A 14,787-nucleotide genomic window follows, 5' to 3' on the forward strand; every position below is an offset into this window, starting at 1 on the left:
TCACCCCGTGCCGGTGAGTGGTGCCAGGGTGATGAGGCCGCAGCCGTACGCCTTCGCCTTGCCGATCCCCTGTGTGAGGGTGCGGCGTAGCGCGGCAGGGTCGGTTACTTCGAGACGGCCGTCGAAGGTGACCGTCACAAGGCTGACGGTCCTCCCGCGGGTGCCGGCGCTGCGGGACTTGTCGAAGGACAGGTCGCGTTTGTCACGGACGGTCAGTTCGTACTGGTCCCCGGGGTGCTCGTACTTCTTGAACGTCGTTCCGCCGGGCAGCAGTCGTTTGCCGTTCGGCTTCTCCAGGATGCGGAAGCCTCCGCGCTCCTGGCGGTCGAGGAGCCACGCCATCTGATGCACAGGATTGAGATGGGCGGTGCGCTTTTTCGGCTCGTCCGCCTTGCGGCGGATGTGGTGGACCGGGTTGGCGGTCAGCCGGAATGCCCACTTCTCCCCCGCGGCCAGACGGTCGAGGAACGGGGCGTACGGCCTGGTCTGCCAGCCCGGGGTCTGCGGGTCGGTGGCCGCCGCGGGCCAGCCGGCCTGCTCCACGAGGTGGGTCAGGTCTGGCCGGGCCGGGCTGACGATGTACAGCAGCACCTCGGCCCGCGCGTTCTGGTCGAGGCGCCACAGCACTCGCGGTCCGTCGGGGGCGGCCGGGTCTGTGGGGAGCAGGCCGGGGAACGACGCCATGACTGCCGCGTGGAGCACCTGGGGGGAGGAGAGCAGGCGGCGGGCGCCGGGGCGCGCGGTGTTCGCGCGGAAGCGGGTCAGGAACATCAGGCGCTCTCCTCCAGGGCATCGAACGGATCGTGCCGGGTTTGCCGGGGCGCGGCAGCCGGGTTGGGGATGTCCACGGTCCTGCTGACTACGGTGCGCAGGGCGTGCCGGCGGTGTTCGGCGGCGAAACTGAGAGGCTGGTCGCGCTGGAAGTCCGCGTCGTGTTCGTCCTCGTGGGCCTCGCGCAGGACGACGAGCGACACCGTGGCCTCTCTGTGGTGCTGCCGGCGGTACCAGGGGGCCGCCTGCCATGGCTCGTCCGTCAGTGCCTGGTCGAGTGAGACGTCGTCGTAGAGCCCGAGTTCCACCGGGAGGGCCGGCGGGCAGGAGCGGCGGCCCAGGAACGGCGGGTACACCGGTATACGCAGTGCCGCGTGCAGAGCGGCGAGGAGTGCCCCGTCGCCCTCGAGGGCTGCGACGAAGACTGCGTCGGCGAGGTAGAAGCGGTCGGACAGCGGCATGGAGGTACCGGTGACGCCGTGGTGTGCGGTCTGGAAGTCCCGTACCCGGGTGCCTGGCTGGTCAATGCGTACGCCGAACCGCAGTGCGCCCAGGCGCACCAGTGCCTCGTCGTCGCCACGTTCGATACCGGAGGCTGCGGCGAGCATGCCGATCACGCCGCTCTTGGTCGGCGCGGACTCGGTGGTGCGGCGGGTGAAACGGGCGGAGGCCCCCCAGGACTGCAGGGGGCCCGCCAGCCGCAGGGTGAGCACGCTCATGCGGGCTTCTCCAGGCGCTCGGCGACGGCCTGGCCGACCGAGGCGACGAGCTCATTGATGCTCGCCGATTCGGTTCCGATGCCGGCGAGCTTTTGTGTGTTCGGGCCGACGCGGAGCACCCACGTGAGAGTGGAGTCCTCATTTCCGTACGCCCGCTCGATATCGGGGATGTACTCCGCCAGCCGTGCGGACGCCTCGGACACGTGGCCGCCCTGGTTGCCGCGGATGGGCTCTTCGAACGCGGCAACGAAGCTGATGGGGCGGGTGGTGCGAAGTTTGACGATCACGGCATCGGGCAACGTGTGGTGACCGAAGGTGTTGATCTTCCCAGTGGGCAGCGACTCGGTGAAGCCGCGGACGAATGCTTCGACGGCGCGGCGCACCGGGGTGGTGCGCGACTCGTCCTCGCGCAGCCCTTCGCCGAGGTTGGCGGCCAGCTGATGGACGCCGAGGGCTGCGTAGCGGTAGAGGGTTGCTGAGTTGAAGTCGACGGTGCCGATCATTCCCGCGCCCGGCTCGGTGTCCTTGTTGTGGTCGTCGACGGCCGTGAAGTAGTCGGACTCGTTCTCGACCCGGTGAACGCTGATGGCATGGGCGACCTGGACAGCGGCGTCGACGTTGATGTCGGCGGAGTCGGCGACCATACGGCCGAACAGTGCGATGTCCACGGAGTGGCGGGTGTCGGCGATCTGCTTGGCCCGGGCCTTGTTGTCCTTGTCCTTCAGGAACGTCTTGATGTCCGCGGCGCCTTCGACGGCGAGACGGGCGAGTCCGTCGAGCTGGCGGGCGCTGAGGAACATGAGGTACTTCGACTGGGGCGTCGGCTCCGCCGCACTGTCCTCCGCTCCTGTCTCCTTCGCAGAGCTCTTGCGCTTGGGTGCCTCGATCTTCAAGCCTGTGGCGACGATGACCTCGGCCGCCAGCTTCAGGGCCTCGGCCTGCGCCTGTGAGGGGTCGACGTCGCAGATGTGGGTGGCCAGGACCTCGACGACCTTCTTGGTGCGCACGCCGAGTTCGCTCGGGTCGAGGAGGCTCTCGGCCTTGAAGTAGTCCCGGGTGGCCTTCTTCCATGCCTGGCTGGAGACTCGGGCCCGCGGCACTCCTCCGTACACCGCGGTCTTCGGGGCACCGGTGTCGTCCCGGTTCAAATTGCTGGGCGGGACGGTCTGCAGGGCGTGCACGTCAAGGTAGATGCGGGTCACGAGGCGTCCTTGTCGGTGTGGGTCGTGTCAGCGGTGTCGGTGGTCGTGGCCGGGGCGCCGACGGGCGTTTGCTCCCCGGTCTTGTGGTCCTCTTCGTGCCAGGCGTGGAACGACCGGCCCCATTCCCTGCGTACATCGTCCGGACCGCCGGGCTGCTGCCAGCGGTAGAGCTGTCCGGCGAGCAGCGCGTAGTCGAGCGGGAACTGGTCGCGGCGCAGCAGCAGGACGATGTCCCGCAGGCGCTGGGCGAGGGCGGTCAGATCCGGTGCCGTGCCGGCTCGGACCAGGCGTTTGCGCAGGGGTTCGTCGATCTCGCCTGGCTTCATCATGCGGCGCACGGCGGCACCTATTCCGCGCGGCTTTCCGCGGCTGCCGCTCTGGTGCATTTTGGCCTCGCGGCGGGACTGCTGGTGCAGGGCCCACAAGGTGAGGGCCACGTGCAGGGCGTCTTCGGCGCAGACCAGTTCCCTCTCGCTCAACGTGCGCGCGCCGTCGTGCGGCTCGTGCAGCGGGGTGGTGTCGATGAGATTCCACAGGTCGGGGAGCTGTCCGGCTTCGCGGCCCGCACCTCTGCGGAGCCTGGCGAGGGCGGCAACGGCCGTCGCCTCGTCAGCCAGATATCCGCGCTGGAGTGCGGTGATGCGTTCGCCGGCGAGCTGTTCGACGCGCCGGCGGACGGTGGGCGGAGCAATAGCGGTCGTCATGCGTGCACCTTCGTGGCGGTCTCGGTCACCGGGGCGCTGCCTGCGCCCGATGGCTGGTCGGGAAGATTCGGGTATCCAAGGCACCTGTCCAGGCGGGATCGGAACCACTTAGCCGCGAGAGCGGAGTTGAGCCACTCGGTGCCGTGCTTGACCGTGATGGTCCGGCCCTGCCATGCGGCGTCTCCAGCCTCGGTGATGAGCCGGTCGCCGAGCCTGCCCACGATGCGGTGCACCCGGCGCTGCCATTCGGTGCGTTGCTCGTACGGGTCGCCATGGCCGTCCAGGGCGGCCAGCCACGTGCGGTACGCAGTGTCGAGTGCTGCAAATCCGAGATCGCGTGCCACGGCACCGGGTCCTTCGGTCTCGGTGCCGGCGGCCCGGGCGAGGTCCGTGGCGAGGTCGCCGAGTGCCTTGACGACGTCGTCGGCATCGGTGACGGCGCCGACGGCCTGCTCGGCGAACTCACGTTTTTGCTGGTGGAGCAGGACCACCGCCATGGAAATGTGGTCATCGACGACCTCGTCGATGACGGACTGCTGCGTGCCGTACTGGGCGCCGACGATCCGGGCCCGAACGAGGAAGCCTTCCTCCAGCTCGCCTTCTGTCACCAGACGCGCAATCCACTCCAGGACCCTGGGCCGCAGATAGCTCGCGGCTTCCGCACCCTGGGACGCCTCAGTCCGGTCGGCGATCAGGGAGGCGATCCCCCGCCACGCGGAGCGGGCCGGGTCGTGCTCGCGGGGCATGTAGACCAGAGGTTCGCCATGCTTCTTCTCCTGCGCCGTACTGCGCCGCCAGGCGGTCATCGGCTCGTAGACGTGCTTGTTGCGCGCCGTGAGCGGGTCACCGTAGCCAAGGACCACGCCGTGCACGCCAACCGCGTCTGCGTGCAGGAGCAGGCGCCGCGACTGCCAGGTGTACAGGTCACGTACACCCGTGGGTGGACGCTTCGGACTTTCGCCCGGCCCGCACGCCTCGCGCCGCCAGGCAGGAAGGTCGTGGTCGCCGCCTGAACTCAGGCCGGGGGTGTCGGCCGGAGCCACGAGGTTGAGCAGGAGAGTTTCCCGCAGTGTGTGCCCCTCTGCGAAGACTCCTCCGAGATTGCCGGCCCACCCGACCCCGAGCGGATACACCTTGCCGCCCTTGACCCGGTCGTCGCCCGCGACACCGGTCTTGATGCCGGAGGTGTCGTAGGCATGTGTGTGGACGACCCAGCGGGCGGCCTCGGCGAACGTGAGCCGGTCGACGGTGGGCATCCTGGAGCTGAAGAAGGGCTCCCCGTTGGGGACATCGGCCACGATGCGGTTGAGCGGGAAGACCTCGTTCTTCGTCGTGTGCAGCCCGGCAACCTGAAAGAACGGGGTACGGGCATCGAGCAGGTCAAACCGGGGGCGGTGTTCGTCGAGATAGGCGGCCAGGGGCGCGAAGCACTCTTCGTCCGCCCACAGATCTGCCCAGTGCTCGGCGTCTCGCGGTCCGTCGAACGCGTCGTGGGCCAGGGCGAGCAGCAGGCGTAGCAGGGCAAATTCCTGGGTGGGTAGGTCCCCAACGAGCCGGCGCAGGGTGCCAGCCTGCTCGAACACCTCGCGCAGCGACAGCTCGTCCTGGCAACCGTCCTGTCTCAGCACCGGAATCCAGGGCTGTGTGGTCAGGTCGAACGACAGCACGCCATCACTCCTGCTGTTCTGGTCAGTTTCAGGCACGGGTCACCTCGAGGCCGTCGCTCTTGCTGTACCGGAGTGAGAACCCTGCCAGACGGGTCTGACAATCCTCGTCGAGCGGAAGAATCAGCTGGCCGGAGAGCCAGTGACTGTCCTTCACCTGCCAGGCGGGTACGTAGAGTTCCTCTAGCTCTTCGATCGCGCGGTCCATGACATCGGCGTACGAGAACTGGATCGGCAGCCTCAGTCCGCAGCTCGCCGCCGCCCGTGCCGTTCTAGGCGGCGGGGGCTGGTCCCGGGGCAGTTCCAGCCCCGCGAGCCGGTTGCCGTGGCGGTCTTGCGCCAGCCAGGGAACCGTCGTCAGCGATCCGTCGGCGCGCTGCTGCACAACGACGACCTCCAGACTCTCCCTGCTGTCGCGAACCTGAGCCCGCCCGGTCCGGGTATCATCCGCGTCGCCCACTCCCGCCGCCACCCACCCGAACAAGGGCCTGCCATCCCTTCCGGCCTCCTCCAGCCGGAACACAGCCGCCCGCTCGGCCTGGTCGCCGCGGTGCCGCTCGTACCGCGCGAAGGCCTCGGCCATGGCCGGTGACCAGCTCTCCGGGCCTGCGGGACCGTCGGCGTATGCCGCCTGTACGAGCGGACTGATGTCGTCGGGCAGCCGTACCGGACGGCTCGGCCCTTCCTCGAAGTGGGGCAGGAGCGCGGCCGCGGACCGCAGGAGCGCGTACGCCCCGTACACGGCGACCGAGCCCCGAACCGGCGCCGGCACGTCGCCGGTCCAGTCGACACCGGTGACCAGACAGCGCGCCCGGCGCAGCCCCTCGGGACGTTCGTGCTGCCCCTCGCCCCGCTGGTGCCGATGGAGCCTTCCCATGCGCTGGAGCAGAAGGTCGACCGGGCAGAGGTCGGTGACAAGCAGGTCGAAGTCAACGTCGAGGGACTGCTCGGCCACCTGGCTGGCCACGACGATGTGCGGCCCCGTCGGGCGGTGTTCCGCTTTGCCTGGCGGTCCGAAGCGTTTCAGGAGATCTGCGTCCTTCGCTGCCCGGTCGATGTCGATGAAACAGGAGTGGGCGACCGTCACGTGCTCGTCTCCGAACCTGGCCCTGAGCGCCTGGGCGGTCTCCAGCACCCGCTTGACCGTGTTGCGTACGACCAGCACGCAGCCGCCGCCGTCCAGCTCAGTGGCAAGTCGGTCCACGAGAACCTCGAAGTCGTCGTCGATCCGCTCCAGGACGACGTCCGTGCCCCGGGCGGAGGCCCCAGGACTCCTCAGGACCGGCTCCCCGCCAGGTGTCACGGCGGTCAGCAGAGGATAGGCACCGGCCTTGCCCACCACCTCGAACTCCACGGCACTCCGGGCTGCTTCGGCCCTGCCGCCCGCGTACGCCTCGACGAGCTCGCGGCGCCTGCCCGCGGGCAGGGTCGCGGACAGCACCACCACAGGCACCCGATACGCACCGAGCCACGACAGCACCCGGTCGAGATAGACACTCATGTACGTGTCGTAGGCATGCGCCTCGTCGATGACGACGACCTTGCCAGCGACCGCGAGGTGACGCATCGCCAGGTGGCGGCTCTTGAGCCCGGCGAACAGCAACTGGTCGACAGTTCCCGCGACGAACGAGGACAGCATGGCCTTCTTACGGCCACGCAGCCAGGCGTGCGCGACGAGTTCAGCGGGAGCGGACCGTGTCGTGTGCGAGGGGCGCCACTGCGGCTCCTCGGGCGCATCCACGTCGACAGCGACAATCCGGTGGCCGCTCTCGCGCATCAGGTCGGCGAAGTCCTCGTTCAACGCGGCCTTCGAGTGAGCAAGCAGGACGGAGTACCGGGCGTCTTCGGCTGCGGGTAGCCGCTCGAGCCAGTCCAGAAGGCGGGGGAACATCGCGTTGCCGGTGGCCATGGTCGGCAACGCGAAGAACACACCGCCCGCTCCCGAACGGGCAGCGAAGATCTCGGCGACCGCGAGGGCGGCCTCGGTCTTCCCCTCCCCCATCGACGCCTCGATCACCATCAGCCCCGGCTCGTTCATCGCCCGGGCCAGTTCGACGGCAGCTTCCTGCACCGGCCGGACCTTCGCCCCTGGTGGCAGATCGAAGCGGGAGGCGAACAGTTCCTGAGCGTCGCCTGCAGGCTCGTCCGGGCACCAGGGCGCCGGAAGGTCCAGCCCGCGCCAGGCCGCGGCCACCCGCTCCTCGCTGCTGCGGGCGACATCCTGCGGGAAGTAAGGGAAGAGGTCGGCGTTGCTGGCGACCCAGTCGGCGACGATCACCAGTGCCGTGAGCAACACCTGCACCGGCTGCGGCAGTTTCACCGACCGCCACTCATCCAGCCGGTCCCGTACGCCGTACTCGTCGGCGCACGCATCGAGCAGTTCGTCCTGCACCTGTCGCCACGCGGCTCGGCTCGGTCCCGGGGTACGCAGCAGATGCCCGTGCTTGTGCAGAGCCGCGATGTGACCGTGCTCCGGAGGCACCCCGTGGTGTCCTCCCACGACGACCGTGAACTGCCCGGTCTGCTTCACCGTCCAGCCGTGCCGCTCCTGCAGCCACTCCCCCAGCAACGCCTGCCCAGCCAGCCCGTGCGGCGCGATCCTGCGGTCCGGCCCGATGGCCCGCGCCGAGCGCATCTCCAGCCCCTGCTTACACATAAGGTCTGCGAGCTGGTCGACCTGACAGGCGAAAGCGGGCGTCGCTTTCCCGATGTCGTGCACCCCCGCCAGCCACACGGCAAGCCGCCGCGCGTCCTGCTCACCGCCGGGCAGCGCCGAGGCGATCAGTTTCCGTACACTCGCGGGCAGCCACGTGTCCCACAGCAGGCCGGCCACAGCGGCGCTGTCCTCCATGTGCCGCCACAACGGCAGCCACCCGTCGGAATCCCTGTCGTGCTTCGCCCACACCGTCAGCACCGGCCCGTCGAGCCTGCCCCGCAGGCCCGAGCGGGACTTTCCCTCACCCGTCATGCCAGATGAATACAGGCAAACCCAGTCCCAGAATGCCTATATGACGAAACCTCAGGAAATCTTCTTCCTACCTGGCAGTAGCTCCCTGACAGCAAGCAGACAGGCTCTAGGATGATCACTTTGCACTACCCCCACCCGCCGTCCATACGGAAGAACTAGGGGCTTTATGCCTGTTATGCCGGACTCGGTGAAAGTGTGGGAAAACTGCGTGTCGCCACCATAAAGCCGCAGGTCGCGCAGTCTGCTCCCCGCACCCGCGGGGATGGTCCCGCCGGCCTTGAGAAGTTTCGAAACGTGAGGTACTGCTCCCCGCACCCGCGGGGATGGTCCCAGCGCACCCAGCGCGTCACGGTGCACGATTTCCTGCTCCCCGCACCCGCGGGGATGGTCCCCTGCTATGAGCTGGCGATCGGTGCTCGCGGGGCTGCTCCCCGCACCCGCGGGGATGGTCCCTCCAACTGGAAGCTCAACGACTTGCCTAAGGTCTGCTCCCCGCACCCGCGGGGATGGTCCCTTGTAGACCTCCTGCCGCTCTGGGCTGAGCTTCTGCTCCCCGCACCCGCGGGGATGGTCCCGGCTCAAACCACCGCCAGGCCCCTCGGGCAGGCTGCTCCCCGCACCCGCGGGGATGGTCCCGTCGTCGCCGAGCGCACCCGCGTCCACTCCACCTGCTCCCCGCACCCGCGGGGATGGTCCCGAGATCCGGCTCATCGGTCAGGGCGCCGGTAACTGCTCCCCGCACCCGCGGGGATGGTCCCGGAGAACGGCTTTCCGTTGGTCTGGCTGGTGTCTGCTCCCCGCACCCGCGGGGATGGTCCCCCCGTCCAGTACAACAACGGCCAGTACCCCATCTGCTCCCCGCACCCGCGGGGATGGTCCCCACGTGGGCATCGTCGTCTCGGCTGCCTCGGGCTGCTCCCCGCACCCGCGGGGATGGTCCCGTATGGGCCGCGGTCGAGGCGGCACACCGCTTCTGCTCCCCGCACCCGCGGGGATGGTCCCTGCGCTGGCGCTGCCATCCGTCCAGGCGGCGCCATCTGCTCCCCGCACCCGCGGGGATGGTCCCGCCTCGCACCGGGCAATCCTCACGGGAATCAGCTGCTCCCCGCACCCGCGGGGATGGTCCCGAGATCGGCCGCCGCTACCAGCTGGGCTCCGACTGCTCCCCGCACCCGCGGGGATGGTCCCCACAGTTGCCAGATGTCGCATTCTGCGATGACCTGCTCCCCGCACCCGCGGGGATGATCCCAGCAGAACCGAGCGAACCATTTTCGATGCAAGCTGCTCCCCGCACCCGCGGGGATGGTCCCGGCACGCTCACCGGCCGGTACATCAAGATCGGCTGCTCCCCGCACCCGCGGGGATGATCCGAGGGCGAGCAGGGGCGGCTGGCCGGCCCGGTGCTGCTCCCCGCACCCGCGGGGATGGTCCCCGGCGGGCTGTCGTCGGCGGCCTCGGACATGACTGCTCCCCGCACCCGCGGGGATGGTCCCCAGGAGGCATGCAGTGGGCAAGGGCAAGAGGCCTGCTCCCCGCACCCGCGGGGATGGTCCCACCACGCTGGACAACGAGACGTACAAGCTGCTCTGCTCCCCGCACCCGCGGGGATGGTCCCTCGATACCGCGGCGCTGCTCGACGCGCATGCCCTGCTCCCCGCACCCGCGGGGATGGTCCCGCCAAGCGCATGACGTTTTCCCAGCTCTCGCCCTGCTCCCCGCACCCGCGGGGATGGTCCCGGCCCGACGAGTGGGACGTCATGATCTGGCAGCTGCTCCCCGCACCCGCGGGGATGGTCCCTCGATACCGCGGCGCTGCTCGACGCGCATGCCCTGCTCCCCGCACCCGCGGGGATGGTCCCATGATCAAGGCCGCCCCCCGCGGCCCTCACGTCTGCTCCCCGCACCCGCGGGGATGGTCCCGCATCACCACGGCGTCCAGCGCCATCTGACCACTGCTCCCCGCACCCGCGGGGATGGTCCCAACACGAAAAACCTGGCAGGGTTTCGTGAAATCTGCTCCCCGCACCCGCAGGGCTGGCCCCGGTGTTCTGTCGTGCGGTACCGCCGGTAGAGCTGCTCCCCGCGCCGGCGGGGATGGTCCCGTATTACCTCCCTAGGGATGCGTGGCCGGAGGCTACTCCCCGCACCCGCGGGGACGGTCCCAACCAGAGGGAAACCGGGGACAACCGCTCATGCTACTCCCCGCACCCGCATGTCCCGGGGCATCACGATGCGCACCCTTTACCACGCGCTGCTCCCCGCACACGCGGGGATGGTCCCTTGCGCATGAAGTCGCGCTGCGCCTCGGGGACCATCCCCGCACCCGCGGGGATGGTCCCCGATACGCGGGGTCGTGGCTGAAGACATGAAGCTGCTCCGCGTACCCGCGGGAACGGTGCACAAATCCGGCAGGAGGGGGCAGGGCGGAGGCGCTGGGAAACCCCGTGTGGGAAGACCTCTCCCCCGCTGCCGTGCGCCCTGCGGGGCGCCGCCCCGACCCGTCCCCTCCAATCACGGGTGTGTGCGGGGAAGGGACCTGGCCTGGGATCACTCGGCCGTGTCACTGAGACAGATGACAACGGCCCCGTGCCGGAGGGGCCGTTGTCTGCGCTGCTACACCTCGCTGCTGAGGTGCTCGACGAGCGCCCGCCGGTACTTAAGCGAAGAGGCAGCCCTCAGGTCATCGGCTGCAGCCTCAGGTCCGCCAACCATCTCGAGGTAGCGGGCGATCGCAAGGCGCCGCTGCTCCTCGTCGAGCTTCCAGAAGACGATCTCCATTGCTGCCGCCCCGTCGTGCCACGGCATCTTTACCGGCGGCCGGGCCGAGGAATCGACGCGCTTCTCGGACACCGCGGCATTGTCAGCTGCTCTGGGCTGGACGCGTGGCTCGGGAAGTACCGCTGCAGTGACGCCGGCCTGTTCCGGAGCAGCTGGCCGAGGTTCGGCACTCTGAGCCTGAGGGGTGCCGTTTATTACGCCGTAATGAGATCGGTGCGCCTGATCGCCTTCCGCAGGCATGTCGGCAAGTTGCTTGCGGCTGCCAGCTTTCCTCTCCTCGGCGCGGGCCTTCTTCTCGGCAGCCTCCTGGGCTTCCTTCTCCTTCAGGCGCCGCAGGTGAGCCTCCTGCTCCTCAGCCTTCTTCTTACCGACCCGACGGAGCAGAGCTGCCGATTCCTCGCCTGACTGCAGTTTCTCCTTCAGCTCGGGTGTCAGCGTCAGCAGCGCGAGCCGCTGGGAGACCCATCCCTGGGAGCGGTGCAGTCGCGCCGCGAGAGCTTCCTGGGTGCCGTGCACCTTGAGCAGCTGCTCAAGAGCCTTGGCCTCATCAAGGTGGTCAAGCTCCTGGCGGTGAATGTTGGCGACGAGGGCCGACTCCAGTATCTCGTCGGGGTTGCTGCCGAGGTCGTCGTCGAGCATGACCTTGATCTCGGTGAGGCCGGCTTCCCGCGCTGCGGCGAGACGGGAGTTGCCGTCGATGACGACGTACTTGGTTCCCGGATCGAGGTCGTCTTCGCGCCCGGGGTTGCCTTCGAGGTAGGCAAACCGGCCCATGATGCTGATCGCAGTCTTCTGCCCGTGGTCGCGGAGACTGGCACCGAGGTCGGTCAGATCGCCGAGGTCGGAGCGCGGGTTGTCCGGGTTCAGGCTGATGGCACCAACAGGGAGTTTGACGGGGGGCGGTGCTCCCTCGGTGGGTGCTGCGGTGACGGCGTTGATGGCAGCGCGGCGCGCGCTGATGCCACCCTGCGTCTGCCCGAACGACGACCCGGCACCGAGACGGTCTGCCTTGCTCATGAGATCTCCCGGGCCAGGGCACGCATTCCGACGGACTGGTCACAGCGGGGCGAGTACGCGAGCAGGGGCTGCTTCACGCGTACTGCCTCCTTTTGCTCCTTGAGGTCTCCGATGACGCCGAGGACCCGCGGATCCTTTATGTCCATCCACGACTCAAGGGATGACGTGGCGATGTATCCGCGCCGGGCGTCGTAGTGGTTCACGACGATGCCGAGGTAGTCGAGTTCGAGATGCATGTCGTCACGCAGGTCTTCGATCTGCGAGGTGAGCAGGCCGTACGCGTCTGCGGAACTGTCCTCTGCCTGGACAACGACGAGGACACCGGAATTGCCAGGGGCCTCTCCCTGGCGGCGGCGCCCGAAGTACGCAGCGGCGTCCATGCTGAGCCCGAGGCTCGGCGGACAGTCGATAAGGATCGCGTCGTAGTTGTTCTCGATGGGCGACAGGGCCCTTTCGAGGGCGGCTTCACGGGCCCGGACACCGGACAGCTTGACGTCGAGGAGAAACGCATCGGTGCACGCAGGCAGAAGGTGGAGGCGGTCACCGAACCGAGGGTCTTCGATCGAGACGATGAGGTCCCGGAGCTGCCCCTTGGACTCGCCTGCCATGTGCTTGGTGAGGCTGTCGCCCTCGAGCGGCAGCGGTTCATGGCCAAGCTGCTTCGTGAGGTGACACTGAGGATCGAAGTCGACCAGCAGGACTCGCAGACCGAGGCCGGGCAGGTCTTCGTAGTCGAGGGGGGATTCGTCCTCGGTGTCGGAGAGGGCGGCGGCGAAGTGCTTGGAGATCCGCACAGGGTGAAGCTGGTTGGCGTCTTCGGCGAGCGCCTCACCCGTACCGGCGGTGATGGCGGTCTTGCCGACTCCGCCCTTCTGATTGCAGACGATGATCCGCTTGGGGTGTTCCGGCCGTACGACGGTGGGGGCGGGGTTGGTCTCCAGCCACATCTGCACGGACTGGGCAAGCCCTTGGATGAGGGAGACGCCGCGCAAACCGCAGTCGTTGCGGAAGTCGTCCCACTGGCCCGGAGGCAGGAAGGTGGCGAAGGACTTGGCGCCGGCTGTGTCGATGAGGGCAAGGTTCGAGCCGAGTCGGCGCCATGCCTCGATGCCGGCTTCGACGGCGTGCTGGATGTCGATGCCGTGCTGGGCTGCCCGGATCTTCAAGTCCTGCTGCAGCACGGCGGGCAACTTGGAGACGACCTTCTCGCGGTCGCCAGGGGAAGGCGAAGTCATGCTGGACACTTTACTAACGTCCAAGATCAATGGAAGCACCGACACGTTAGCTCTTAGCTGTTTCCTGGTCCTGGTTACGTGTGGGCAGTCCCGGTCTTCTGTGGGCAGGCGCGGTTCAACCGGCGTGCGGTGCACCCCCGGTGCCCTCGAGCGTCCCGCTTGTCGGTGGGCGCTGCTGGTCAGGTGGCCCACGATGCCTACAGATATCTGGGCCCGAACATGAGCCGACGTCACGCGGCTCGGTATTACGCCGTAATAACCGGACGCCGGCTGTCCTGTGCCCTTGAAGTCTGTGAACCAAGGCGAACTAGGGACTGTTGCGAAAGTGCTGGTCACAGTCGGCAAGCGCATCTGACCCTGCCGTGATAGTTGTCAGTGCGGCCTCGTAGGCTCTCGGCGACCTGATTGAAGGGATTGCTGTGGAAGACCTGACGGGTATCGCAGCACTGGCCAAGGTCTTGCCTCCGGACCTGGGTGTGGACGAGGAGATCGACTGGTCGGCGGCCGAGGCACGATGGGGCACGCGGTTCCCGCGTGACTACATAGCCTTCATGTCGGTCTACGGCGCCGGCTCGTTCGATGAAGTTGGCATCCTGATGCCCTTGCCGAGGGAGTACATCCAGTGGGACCCCGGGACCTTCGAGGAGGAGACGGAGAACGCCCGCTACAAATGGGAGATGCTGGGCGGCCAGGAAGGCCTCGACATCGACCCGGACCATATCCTCGCCTGGGGCATCACCTCCGGCCCCGACATCCTGTGCTGGCTGACCACCGATCCCGACCCTGACCGGTGGCCTGTCCTGGTCTGCGGCCGTCACACCCGCGATGACTTCACCCTTTTCGCCTGCGGCATGGTCGAATTCCTCCACAAGCTACTCCTGGACGAGTACGACCCCTACCCACTCAGTATCGGCCTTCGCGACACCTCCCCGCGCTACGTGCACTGGCTCGAGGAACAACGACGCTGGAAGGCGGGGTTGGACCCCTACTCCGGTGAGCCACGACCAACTGACCAGTAGGGGCCATCGCGAGATCGCTGGTCACAGCCACTCGCTGATGGCTGCAACCAGCACCGTCGCTTCGTAGCGGACAGCCAGCTTGTCGTATCTCGTGGCCACGGCCCGATGCCTCTTAAGCCGGTTGATCCCGCACTCGACCGCGTGGCGCTCGCGGTAGTCGGTCTTGTCGAACTTCGGTGGCCGGCCACCGGCCGAGTCGCGCCTCTGGCGGTTGTGGATCTGGTCGGCCTTCTCTGGAATCGTGCAGGCAATGCCGCGCCTGCGCAGGTACTCGCGGTTCTCGCGAGAGCCGTAGGCCTTATCGGCTCGGACCTTGTCGGCCGGGTCCGTAGCCAGCCCGGACCAGGGTGAGACACCCGGATAGCCTCCAGAACTGGCTGGAATTGCGGGCTGTCGTACCGCTGGCCGGCGGTGATGAGCAGCGACAGCGGCTTCTGTCCGTGCTGAACGGCAAGGTGCAACTTGGTGGTCAGCACGCCCCGCGAACGTCCGAGGCCGTGGTCCTGGGGCTCGGTGTCGAAGCCACCGGGCGTCTCCTTCTGAAGTGCCCCCTTTTTCCGCGCCCCAGCCGCGTGCTGGTGGGCTTGGGCGATGGTGGAGTCCACACTGATCCCACGTGATCAGGCCCTGCGCGTCGGCTTCGGCCTGCAGTTGCTCGAAGATTCGCTTCCAGGTGCCGTCGCGCTGCCAGCGGCGGAACAGGGGGCTGC

9 protein-coding genes, 1 pseudogene and 1 CRISPR repeat array are annotated in these 14,787 nt (G+C 68.2%); of the genes and pseudogenes, 1 reads left to right on the forward strand and 9 read right to left on the reverse strand.

Annotated elements, in window-relative coordinates:
- The 8 genes from cas6e to ACNPQM_RS21595 all read right to left on the reverse strand — a co-directional run bounded on the left by cas6e (position 1) and on the right by ACNPQM_RS21595 (position 13,058).
- On the reverse strand, positions 1-771 hold the full coding sequence (gene cas6e, locus ACNPQM_RS21560; protein WP_418085335.1) for a type I-E CRISPR-associated protein Cas6/Cse3/CasE: 771 nt from the start codon (positions 769-771) through the stop codon (positions 1-3).
- Positions 771-1,490 carry a type I-E CRISPR-associated protein Cas5/CasD gene (gene cas5e / locus ACNPQM_RS21565; protein WP_418085336.1) on the reverse strand — a complete coding sequence of 240 codons (720 nt, stop codon included), beginning with the start codon at positions 1,488-1,490 and terminating at the stop codon, positions 771-773. Before cas5e ends, cas6e begins: the two co-directional genes overlap by 1 nt.
- Positions 1,487-2,692 (reverse strand): type I-E CRISPR-associated protein Cas7/Cse4/CasC, encoded by a 1,206-nt coding sequence (gene cas7e, locus ACNPQM_RS21570; RefSeq protein ID WP_418085337.1) that lies wholly within the window; start codon positions 2,690-2,692, stop codon positions 1,487-1,489. The genes cas5e and cas7e overlap by 4 nt, the downstream gene beginning before the upstream one ends.
- Entirely contained in the window at positions 2,689-3,396 is a 708-nt protein-coding gene (gene casB / locus ACNPQM_RS21575) for a type I-E CRISPR-associated protein Cse2/CasB (protein WP_418085338.1), read from the reverse strand. Before casB ends, cas7e begins: the two co-directional genes overlap by 4 nt.
- Positions 3,393-5,063: a type I-E CRISPR-associated protein Cse1/CasA gene (gene casA / locus ACNPQM_RS21580; protein WP_418085339.1), complete on the reverse strand. Its 1,671-nt coding sequence runs from the start codon at positions 5,061-5,063 to the stop codon at positions 3,393-3,395. The genes casB and casA overlap by 4 nt, the downstream gene beginning before the upstream one ends.
- 28 nt (positions 5,064-5,091) lie before the next feature.
- Positions 5,092-8,028 carry a CRISPR-associated helicase Cas3' gene (cas3, locus tag ACNPQM_RS21585; RefSeq protein WP_418085340.1) on the reverse strand — a complete coding sequence of 979 codons (2,937 nt, stop codon included), beginning with the start codon at positions 8,026-8,028 and terminating at the stop codon, positions 5,092-5,094.
- 241 nt (positions 8,029-8,269) lie between these two features.
- A CRISPR array of direct repeats spans positions 8,270-10,192; the repeat unit is 29 nt; unit sequence CTGCTCCCCGCACCCGCGGGGATGGTCCC.
- A gap of 449 nt (positions 10,193-10,641) precedes the next feature.
- Entirely contained in the window at positions 10,642-11,823 is a 1,182-nt protein-coding gene (locus ACNPQM_RS21590) for a ParB/RepB/Spo0J family partition protein (RefSeq protein WP_418085341.1), read from the reverse strand.
- Positions 11,820-13,058 carry a ParA family protein gene (locus tag ACNPQM_RS21595; RefSeq protein ID WP_418085342.1) on the reverse strand — a complete coding sequence of 413 codons (1,239 nt, stop codon included), beginning with the start codon at positions 13,056-13,058 and terminating at the stop codon, positions 11,820-11,822. The genes ACNPQM_RS21590 and ACNPQM_RS21595 overlap by 4 nt, the downstream gene beginning before the upstream one ends.
- Before the next feature lie 419 nt (positions 13,059-13,477).
- Between ACNPQM_RS21595 and ACNPQM_RS21600 the strand changes: the two genes are divergently transcribed.
- Positions 13,478-14,077 (forward strand): SMI1/KNR4 family protein, encoded by a 600-nt coding sequence (locus tag ACNPQM_RS21600; protein ID WP_418085343.1) that lies wholly within the window; start codon positions 13,478-13,480, stop codon positions 14,075-14,077.
- A 21-nt stretch (positions 14,078-14,098) separates the two neighbouring features.
- On the opposite strand, the pseudogene ACNPQM_RS21605 reads toward ACNPQM_RS21600, so the two are convergent.
- Positions 14,099-14,779 (reverse strand): annotated as a pseudogene (locus tag ACNPQM_RS21605) (IS5 family transposase); the annotation flags it as partial.
- Between the last annotated feature and the right edge of the window lie 8 nt (positions 14,780-14,787).

This window comes from Streptomyces sp. NPDC056231, assembly GCF_048270745.1.
Taxonomy (GTDB): domain Bacteria; phylum Actinomycetota; class Actinomycetes; order Streptomycetales; family Streptomycetaceae; genus Streptomyces.

What these genes read in the sequence shown, in the direction of transcription:
- cas6e (WP_418085335.1), bottom strand. Translation starts at nt 771, where the DNA reads ATGTTCCTGACCCGCTTCCGCGCGAACACCGCGCGCCCCGGCGCCCGC.
- ACNPQM_RS21590 (WP_418085341.1), bottom strand. Translation starts at nt 11,823, where the DNA reads ATGAGCAAGGCAGACCGTCTCGGTGCCGGGTCGTCGTTCGGGCAGACG.
- cas5e (WP_418085336.1), bottom strand. Translation starts at nt 1,490, where the DNA reads ATGAGCGTGCTCACCCTGCGGCTGGCGGGCCCCCTGCAGTCCTGGGGG.
- ACNPQM_RS21595 (WP_418085342.1), bottom strand. Translation starts at nt 13,058, where the DNA reads ATGACTTCGCCTTCCCCTGGCGACCGCGAGAAGGTCGTCTCCAAGTTG.
- cas3 (WP_418085340.1), bottom strand. Translation starts at nt 8,028, where the DNA reads ATGACGGGTGAGGGAAAGTCCCGCTCGGGCCTGCGGGGCAGGCTCGAC.
- casB (WP_418085338.1), bottom strand. Translation starts at nt 3,396, where the DNA reads ATGACGACCGCTATTGCTCCGCCCACCGTCCGCCGGCGCGTCGAACAG.